Annotated in this window: 14 protein-coding genes; 1 reads left to right on the top strand and 13 read right to left on the bottom strand. The window is 31.7% G+C overall.

Annotated elements, in window-relative coordinates; translation table 11 throughout:
* The 13 genes from B0A67_RS25015 to B0A67_RS16175 all read right to left on the bottom strand — a co-directional run.
* Window positions 1–219: hypothetical protein (locus B0A67_RS25015; RefSeq protein ID WP_207557353.1), on the bottom strand; the 219-nt coding region annotated here is incomplete at its 3' end.
* Window positions 212–1,063, bottom strand: coding sequence for a hypothetical protein (locus B0A67_RS16230; protein ID WP_072963393.1), 852 nt, complete (start codon window positions 1,061–1,063; stop codon window positions 212–214). The genes B0A67_RS16230 and B0A67_RS25015, both read right to left, overlap by 8 nt.
* A gap of 6 nt (window positions 1,064–1,069) precedes the next feature.
* The gene (locus B0A67_RS16225; protein WP_072963390.1) at window positions 1,070–1,591 is read right to left on the bottom strand and encodes a hypothetical protein; all 522 of its coding nucleotides are present in this window, start codon (window positions 1,589–1,591) and stop codon (window positions 1,070–1,072) included.
* A gap of 158 nt (window positions 1,592–1,749) precedes the next feature.
* Entirely contained in the window at window positions 1,750–2,295 is a 546-nt protein-coding gene (locus tag B0A67_RS16220; RefSeq protein WP_072963385.1) for a hypothetical protein, read from the bottom strand.
* A complete protein-coding gene (locus B0A67_RS16215; RefSeq protein ID WP_072963382.1) occupies window positions 2,288–2,485 on the bottom strand; it encodes a hypothetical protein in 198 nt (65 codons plus the stop codon). The genes B0A67_RS16220 and B0A67_RS16215 overlap by 8 nt, the downstream gene beginning before the upstream one ends.
* 103 nt (window positions 2,486–2,588) lie before the next feature.
* Complete coding sequence (locus tag B0A67_RS16210) at window positions 2,589–2,990, bottom strand: hypothetical protein (protein ID WP_072963379.1); 402 nt, start codon at window positions 2,988–2,990, stop codon at window positions 2,589–2,591.
* Between the two features lie 111 nt (window positions 2,991–3,101).
* Window positions 3,102–3,578 (bottom strand): hypothetical protein, encoded by a 477-nt coding sequence (locus tag B0A67_RS16205; protein ID WP_072963376.1) that lies wholly within the window; start codon window positions 3,576–3,578, stop codon window positions 3,102–3,104.
* Between the two features lie 2 nt (window positions 3,579–3,580).
* On the bottom strand, window positions 3,581–4,300 hold the full coding sequence (locus B0A67_RS16200; protein ID WP_072963374.1) for a hypothetical protein: 720 nt from the start codon (window positions 4,298–4,300) through the stop codon (window positions 3,581–3,583).
* A 284-nt stretch (window positions 4,301–4,584) separates the two neighbouring features.
* On the bottom strand, window positions 4,585–5,778 hold the full coding sequence (locus tag B0A67_RS16195) for a hypothetical protein (RefSeq protein WP_072963371.1): 1,194 nt from the start codon (window positions 5,776–5,778) through the stop codon (window positions 4,585–4,587).
* A 61-nt stretch (window positions 5,779–5,839) separates the two neighbouring features.
* Complete coding sequence (locus B0A67_RS16190) at window positions 5,840–6,106, bottom strand: hypothetical protein (RefSeq protein WP_072963368.1); 267 nt, start codon at window positions 6,104–6,106, stop codon at window positions 5,840–5,842.
* Window positions 6,106–6,447 (bottom strand): hypothetical protein, encoded by a 342-nt coding sequence (locus B0A67_RS16185; protein ID WP_072963365.1) that lies wholly within the window; start codon window positions 6,445–6,447, stop codon window positions 6,106–6,108. The genes B0A67_RS16190 and B0A67_RS16185 overlap by 1 nt, the downstream gene beginning before the upstream one ends.
* A gap of 162 nt (window positions 6,448–6,609) precedes the next feature.
* Entirely contained in the window at window positions 6,610–6,987 is a 378-nt protein-coding gene (locus B0A67_RS16180; protein WP_072963361.1) for a hypothetical protein, read from the bottom strand.
* A 90-nt stretch (window positions 6,988–7,077) separates the two neighbouring features.
* The gene (locus B0A67_RS16175; protein ID WP_072963358.1) at window positions 7,078–7,497 is read right to left on the bottom strand and encodes a hypothetical protein; all 420 of its coding nucleotides are present in this window, start codon (window positions 7,495–7,497) and stop codon (window positions 7,078–7,080) included.
* Between the two features lie 152 nt (window positions 7,498–7,649).
* Between B0A67_RS16175 and B0A67_RS16170 the strand changes: the two genes are divergently transcribed.
* Entirely contained in the window at window positions 7,650–8,879 is a 1,230-nt protein-coding gene (locus B0A67_RS16170; protein WP_072963355.1) for a multidrug effflux MFS transporter, read from the top strand.
* Window positions 8,880–8,883 lie beyond the last annotated feature (4 nt).

Genomic DNA, 8,883 nt, shown 5'->3' with positions numbered 1-8,883 from the left:
CAAAGGCTTATCTATTATATAATCATTGAAATATTGTCTAGCAATATAATTACCTGTTTTCCGGTTGTAAATATTAATGTAATGATAATCAAATCCAACATTTTTACACCAATTATGCAGATAAAAGATTGATTTACAAAACTCAACTTTTATAGGTCTTATAGATTTATCTTTATTAAAGATTGTACAGCTGTAAGGCGTTGGAGTATTATTAGCCATAAATATTTGTGATTTGTATCTCTACCTCATGCATGAGATTTTTAATTTTAAAACCTCCATTTACACAAACAAATGTTGACATATCGAACTCCCCTTTTTTAATAATGCTAGTCCCCTGCTCTATATAATTTACATAAAACCAAAATTCATTAGTTCTTATATCTGTGAATAAAAATACACTAAGACCATAAGGATACGGTTTAGTTGTAGTCATTTTTACATAAAAATCTCCAAACTGAACAATATTACCGTTATTCTGAACTGGGAAAGACGTAACTAAATCATAGCCGTTTCTAATATAATTTGGATTATCTCCTTGAAACTCTAAATTATCAACATGAGTACCATTTCTATATGTATCATAAAATGCTGTATAGAATTTATTATCAGATTGAATTGTACTCAATTTAAGTAAAGAATAAACTCTACTATCGTAGGCATAGCCTGAACCTTGTGAAAATCTACCATCCAATCTAAATTGAGGTAATTTGTATTCTTTTAAAAAACGTAATGGCTTCTTTTGAAAGTCATTAAAGTTTGAAATTTCAACACCTGCGCCAGCACTATAAGGAACGGCAAGAAAAATCTCTGTGTAAGCTGTAGCAAAATAATTTTCGGGAATTACGTTTAAGTCGACATTACCTAAATCATTTATAACTGAGAGCATAGGTAAGCTATCGTAATTATTGAAACGAACACCGTTAACACGTTTATTATCAATGAATAACGATAAAATAAAAAATGGTGTTTCAATATCTTTTACGGCGTAGCCCTGTTCATCGTAGTAAGGAATTTCCTTTACTTTTACAGCATAACTGTCGTCAATATATTGTATAAAATTCATATCGTTTTAATTAAATAATGGAACTTTCTTCAAGTCCGAAGTTGATAAATATTTTTTCAAATCCGCTTTTAAATCACGTCTTGTAATCACATAATAACAAGCTATAACTAAAGGAACTGTAGTTGTCTGTCTTACTTTCAATAACTCGTTTATAGTCTCCTTTTCGTTTTCGAAATTTGACATTGGTTCAGTTATCCAAGTATACCAAGGAGAATCTTTTGTTTGCTTATTTGTACCTAACCATACCGCTAAAGATTCTGCTATGTCATGAACTTCTTTACGATTTGTAATTTTGTTCAATTCAATTTCTTTAGTGATTGGATTCGAAACAGCAATTTTTAAATCCTTTTCTGCGTTTTCAAGTTCTTTTTCCTCAGCATCTTGTGTAAACTTATCGTACCATTTTTTTAATAATGGATAAAACACAATTATACCAGTAATAAGAATCCAATATTTTTGCAGAAAGTCAAAGAGCCAAACTGTATTGGCTTGGCTCTTTGTTCTATTTGTTATCTCTCTTTGAGCCATTGCTTATTTTTTCTTGAATAATTTATAAGCTAAAAACCCTGCTAAAGCAACTAGTACAACATTTGCAATAGTTTTATTGTTTGCGTAAAAAAGTTTGATTTTATCTAACATCTTGTTTAAATTTTGAATTAATAATTTTTATCTTTTTGGGCGTTTGTTTAGACTGTAACGCTGTAAACAGTATAAAAAAAAAGTAGTACAGGAATAATCAAATAATTGAATTTGAATTTCTTTTTGGCTGTTACTGTAACACCTGAAAGGTTATAATCTCCCATAATGTCAATAGCATCCTGAATGTCTGAATCGTAAATTAAAGAAGCATCCGCACCGTTTTCATGCACTATAATAGCCCTTGCAATTACTAGGTAGAATTTTGCATCTACAATTTTAATCGTTTGGTCAGGTGCTAATCCAACTGCTTTAGAAATTACTTCTATATATTTTTGAGTATCGTTTTCGAAAGGCGGAGCATATTCTGTTATCAATTTTCTAACAGTATTTTTGCCTTTATCAATGTCATTTGTTAAATCTCGCAACATTGCACGAATACCAAATTTCACTTCTGTAAACTGCTCAAAATGCTTATCAGTATTTTGACTGTTTGGAATTTTTCCTTGCCAAGCAATATTGGTTAAAACCAAGTTACCCGGATTGTTATTTCTAACACCTCTTGATAAATCTTTTCTACCTAAATAACTACTCATGTGTTTCAGTTATTAAAGATTCGTCCTGTACTTGTAGAGGACGAGAAGAAGTTTTAGTTTCTTCTTTACCTAAATCAAGTTTTTCCAATTCGTCAGATACAACCTGAATACCTTTCAAAATTGCAGTAACAACAGCACCATATTTTACTATAATTCCTATAACGGATAAAATCGTTTTTAAACTTTTCATTTTTTAGTTTCTTTAAGTTGTTTTCTTTTTTCTAAATACTCTTTGAGTAAATCAACCCCCTCATGAAGTATCAGAGGGAGAAATTTTAATATTACCTTAAACATTAGTTCGAGCGTAAAAATGTACCTGCGTAACCTCCGTTTTTTGCACGTGGATTAATGACAAATGCCATTCCGTCAATTACTACCTTACCACCATTTTTTTGCATAGTTCCCCAATGAAATGATTGAACACCAGTTTTGGTATTAGTGAATGTACATGCTACAGAACCAAACCAACCTTTTTCTGAAAGTTGAGATTTTGAAGTTGTTACACATTTGATTGAAATCAATTCGCCTTTTGACAATCTCCAACCAGTTGTTAAATGTTGCTCAACTCCTTTATTCGGACCCGTTGACGGTGTATAAGTTGTATTTTTAGCACCTGAGTGCTTTACTTTTTGTTGATTATTGTTGTTGTTATAATTCTGATTATTAGAATTATAGCTTTTCTTACCTTGTGCCATTACTTTATAATGTGTTTAATTAATAGTATGATTTCCGCCAATTTTTTTAAGATTATTACTGCCGAATCTATCAAGAATACTAAAAGATAGATTCGATAGTAATTTTTTGGCTTATCGTCTTTTTGCAACTCTTTTTCCTGAATTGTTACGGTCGCTTCTTATAAACCAAATCAATGCTATAAGACCAGCGACAGCACCAAGAACAATTTTCCAATTTCTTTGAAACCATACTTTTATAGTACTGGTTACAATGGTAGAACCAACCTGACCGCTACCCTCGACAAATCCTGCTGAAAGTCCATCATTTACACCAGTCATCACAGCTTTACCGAAAATATTAGCACCTGCATTTGCTACAGCACCAGCCGTTTGACTTGCGACAGCTAAAGCTTGTTGCTGATTATATTCAGCTTGCGCTTGATTATTTGCTTTTTTGGCTTCGTGAGCATCTTGCAAATTCTGTGATATGCTTTGAACTGCGCCACCTACAAAAGGAATAGCACCCATTATAGGAGTAGCGACTTTTACAAGATTTTTAAACGAAACGTTTTTCTTAATCGCTGTTCCAATTTTTTTAAAAAATCCCATAATTATACTGTTTTAAGCGCCCTTACGACGAAATTAATAACCGCTCCCTGAGATTTATTAATCTCAATACCAACCACAGCCACTAAAGGCAATGTTAGTCTATCAGATAAGCCTTGTAAAACTTTTCCATCTGCAAGAACTGCCTGAATTGGGTCGATATCACGACTTAATGTTTGCAATTCAAATGGAAGATATTTTACAACTTGACCGTTTTGAAATTGATAAGACAAATCACTTACTGTTTCATCAACTGTCATGATTGCTAAATCAAATCCCTGAACATCGATTTTTTTGTTAAATTCCTCAGAAGCAACTGTTTTTTGTTCGAAAAAATACAAGTTGTTAGTAGCTACAGGCTCTTCAATTCCGTGCAAATCGTAACGTTTGCCTGCAATTAAATCCTCTAAAACTATTTTAATACTTTCTTTTTCAGCAAGAAAAACTGAACCTTCGTCCGCTATTTCACATAAAGCAATTAGAGCGTTATCGTCGTCAGATTGAGTGTTTTCAGTACCGTAAGTACTTGCTAAAATGAAATCTTTAAGCAACACTTTGTTTGCTAAAATGACATTTGAACCGTTTCCACGCTCAATATAAACACTGATTTTTTCAGTAGTTAAACCCGATAAAGCCAAATCGCTTGAAATAATCAAAGAGCCGATTGATTTTGTTACCGTTAATTCTGGCGATTTTGTTACGCCTGTAATAGTTGCAATTTTCATTTGTTATAAATTTTATTTGTTTAATTTCTTTCACAAAGGTTATTGCAACTATCATTTGACGTTTTCTAATTCTTTCTATTCCTTTCTATTTTTTTTCATTTTTTTCCATTTCAAGAAAGAATTTTGTACTCAATTAAATCAGAAATCATTAAGTATTTCCTTTTTAGTGCTAGACTATCTAATATAATTTGATACTCTTTTCTTGCAGTTGGATAACTAACTTCAAGAATGTGCATTAACTGAGTTTTTGTAACTTTTTGGCTTGTATTTTGTGTTTTCATGGCTTATAGAAATAAAAGTTGATGTTCTTCAAATAATTTAAAATCAAAAATATTTTGTATTTTTTCTTTAGTTCTAAATTCATGTAGATAGAATCTACACTTGTTATTGAACCAGTTTAAAAGTTTTTTATCGCTTGTAAGGTCAATATCTTCTAATAAAAGATTTAATGCTACAATGAAACTTACTTCTTGATTGTTAGAGTAATATTCTCTAAATAGAGATTTTGCAAGACGTTTTTTAATTGTTGTTGTAGATAAATGAATTTTCTTGTAGCGTTTTACAATTGGAGAAAATTTAGCTATCTGTTTTTGTAGAAATTGGAAATCGAAAAGCACTATTTCTTTTTCTTTGTTTATTTGACTTTTGCCTGTATTCTCTCGTAATTCGAAAAAGCCTTTGTTTGCAATTTGCAACAATTCATAAAGCATATTTTTATCGAATATATTCCAAGTCATAGCTTGACTTGTAGTTAAATCCGCTTTTGAATTTTCTTGCAGACCTCTAAAAAATGCACTATTTAACTGGTATTCAAAACGCCAAACGTTATCGTTTTTCAAGCCATTACTTGCGTAATACTCATTGATATATGGCTTTTCTGTTAATTGTAACGAAAGTGTTTTATTGTAGCATCGAATTATTTTATCAGATGTTCTTTTTCCGACTTGAAAGCCGTTAAGTATGGATTTACCTTTAAACGTTTCAAAATAGGATTGAATATTTTTCGGACGCCCTGAAATAAGGTAATTACCTGACATGATATTATTATATAAATTACGATAGCTATTGTTGAGATCAGACTTATCAAGGCAGATGTCCAAGCGGTTAATTGATTTGAAATTGTAGTTTGTTTCATCACAGAAGTTTTCTAATAATTCTCTTAATTCGTTTGGGGTTTTAGTATAGAATAAATGGTTTTCAAATTGTAGTTGAGCCAAATTTGCATCAATAATTGCACTTCTAGGACTTGCTAAGTATTGCCCTATTTTCTCGTTTTTGTAATATACATCTGAACGGATAGAAAATATTTTTGTACCATAGTCATAGGGTTGCATTTTGAAATCTGATAATTCGGGAAACTCTCCGAAAGGTTGACCGTCTAAATTGACAATGAGATAATCGATATTTATTAGCGTATTTTCTTGGGGCTGGTTTTTTTGACGTTTCCTTAATTGGTGACGTTCCTTATATGTAATCATGGTTTTTGCGTAGGTTTGAGTGAGTTGGTTGCCGTTATACCCTACGGCAACTTTTTTTGAACTAAAATTGTATTTCTAATTGTTTTAAAACAACATATCGTTTATTGAAATAAACATCTATTATGTCTTTTACATCTATCCATTTATAGTAGTTTACTACTGTAGTTTTTGGATGATATACAATTAGCGATAAACCTTTTTCATAAGTGGTAAGGCTTAACATGTGGCTCGTGTACTCTTTTTGCGCTAACGTTTTTAAGTAGTGGTAAAACGTTTTTTCGTTCAATTGATAATCAACTGGAACAAAAGGTTTTAAAAACTCAATCATTACACTAGATCGTGTTTAATTAGTTTTTCAAGTAAATGCTTGTGAGATTGCACACAGAATGTAAAAACCTTAGTTCTGTGTTTTGCAGAAGTTATTTCTAAAACATGCATATTATTACACGTAAGAGGTAATAATTGAAGTCTAATAGAATTTTCAGTTCCTTTAAATCGAATGAAGAATAAGTTTTTTAATTGAACTGTTTTAAAGAACGGGGAGATTGTTCTTGTGAAATTTTTAATATCAATCTTCTTATTATGGTTCATTGCCTGAACTTTTAATAAAAAATCTTGATAATTAAGCTCAATTTTGGTTTGAGCCTGTAATAATTGTCTTTGGGTCATAGTGGTTTATTTTAATTAAAAAATAAGTCTATGATGTAAGAAATTGTTTCGTTTTTGTTGCCAAAAAGTGGCAAAGTGTAGATTTAGTGGTACATTCTATAAATTATAGTTCAAATTATGCTATCTTATTAAAGAGGGGCTTTCGAGTCGAATTCATGCTTTTTAATCGTATAACTTTGTGAGAATCGTTTCTTTAGGAACTAAATCTGAACCGCCGCGTTTAGTAAATTGCAGAACTCCTTCTTTTGCATAAAGAACCGCGCTTACAGCGCCATTTGCTGATTTGATGTTAATTTGGGCTTTTTCGCCAAGCGCGTATACATATCCGGTAATTTCCATAACGCCGGTAACAAATTTTTCATTGTCACTTGTAATTTCTGCAGTTCCGAAAATTTTGCTGTTTGATTGCGCCATATTCAGTTTTAAAACATATTCTTTGCTGCAGTCTTTACAATTTTCCGTGCTCCATGTTCCTGTGAATCTATTGGTTTGAGCGTATGTTGAAATAGAAATTAACAGCAATAAAATAACTTTTTTCATTATAATCATTTATTAAATAAATATGGTTTCAAATATAAAGCAAAAAAGCATTCGCTATGGCGAATGCTTTTCTTTTAAGTAAAAATTATATTACTTGATTTTTTTCAAATAAACTGATTTTCCATTTAATGCTACGTTTATTTCATTGTTTTTTTCCGAAAAAGTAGTTCTCAGTGCGTTTCCTTTAAAAATGGTAACATCTCCGTAAACTTTTCCGGTTTCGTCAGAAACGTATTCGAATAATAATTTTTTGTTATCCGGCTCAATTCCAATTTTGTAGCTTGAAAATTTAGAGGTGTCCAGATTGAATTCCTGCTGTGTGTCGATAATTGTGCCGTCAGCATAAAAATTAGTAACTGATTTGTTTAAAGTTATATCCGGATAATATTGGTTAACTTTTTGAAGAAGCGCATATTGTTCAGGGCTTGCATCTTCTTTTTTAGACGTAATCGTCTGAGCAAATGAAATTGACGTAAAAATAAGGGCTAATAGTAAAGTGAAATTTTTCATAAATTTTTAAATTTTAGGATTAATACTGAATTAGTTTTGAAATTCAAGTGGTATTGCATTTAACGCGCTATTTATATAAAAAGACGTTTAATTATATAACAAGGTAGTAAATATTTACCTTTGCAGGAAATGAAATGCAACTTTTTAAGAAAATGACAACAAAAAAATACATTAAACTTATACTTATTTTAGGTTCTTTGACTGCACTTGGCCCTTTTTCAATCGATATGTATTTGCCTGGTTTCTCAGGAATAGCAAAGGATTTACACACTACGGTCGCAAAAGTTTCTATGAGTTTATCCAGTTATTTTATCGGAATTTCAGCCGGACAATTACTTTACGGACCATTATTAGATCGTTTTGGGCGAAAAAAACCTTTATTTATTGGGCTTTTGGTTTATATATTAGCTTCGCTGGGCTGTGTTTATGTAACTGATATTGATTCGTTTATTCTTTTACGATTCGTTCAGGCTATTGGTAGTTGTGCAGCAACAGTTGCTTCTGTGGCAATGGTCAGGGATTTGTTTCCGGTAAAAGATATTCCGAAAGTTTTCTCTTTATTAATGCTGGTTTTGGGGCTTTCTCCAATGTTGGCACCAACAATTGGCGGTTATGTTACAGAAGATTATGGATGGCATACCGTATTTTTTATTTTAATGTGTATGGGAATTGCTATCTTAATTGCTGCCATGGTTGGATTACCAAACAGTTATAAACCTGATACTTCCATTTCGTTAAAACCAAAACCTATTGTTGCAAATTTCCTAAAAGTACTTAAAGAGCCTCAGTTTTTCACTTATGCGTTTACGGGTTCTATTGCTTTTTCAGGCTTATTTACATATGTCGCGGCCTCCCCTATCATTTTTATGGATATTTACCACGTAGATGCTAAAACCTACGGATGGATTTTTGCTTTTATGTCCGTTAGTTTTATTGGTTCCAGTCAGTTGAATTCTGTATTATTGAAAAAGTTTTCAAGTGAACAGATGATTTTCGGGGCGCTGATTACACAATCTGTGGTTGCTGTTGTTTTCCTGATACTTTCCGTAAATAATCTATTGGGATTGTACGAAACTATTGCAATGCTTTTTTTGTTTTTAGGATGTCTGGGAATTTCAAATCCCAATACTGCCGGACTTACAATGGCTCCTTTTGCTAAAAACGCAGGAAGTGCTTCAGCTTTAATGGGAGCGATTCAGTTAGGTTTAGGAGCTTTGGCTTCGTTTGCGGTTGGAATTTTTGTAAAAGATTCTGTAGCACCAATGGTTCTAATTATGACGACAACCACAATTATAGCGTTTATTGTTTTGAATATCGGAAAACGTTTTATCAAAGAAAAAGTTGAAGTTTCAGCTGATGATGACGTTTTGGTTGTACACTAAAGAA

The organism is Flavobacterium aquidurense (genome assembly GCF_002217195.1).
GTDB lineage: Bacteria > Bacteroidota > Bacteroidia > Flavobacteriales > Flavobacteriaceae > Flavobacterium > Flavobacterium frigidimaris.
Note: the sequence above shows the minus strand (reverse complement) of the source record. Positions and strands in the feature narration are given on the sequence as shown.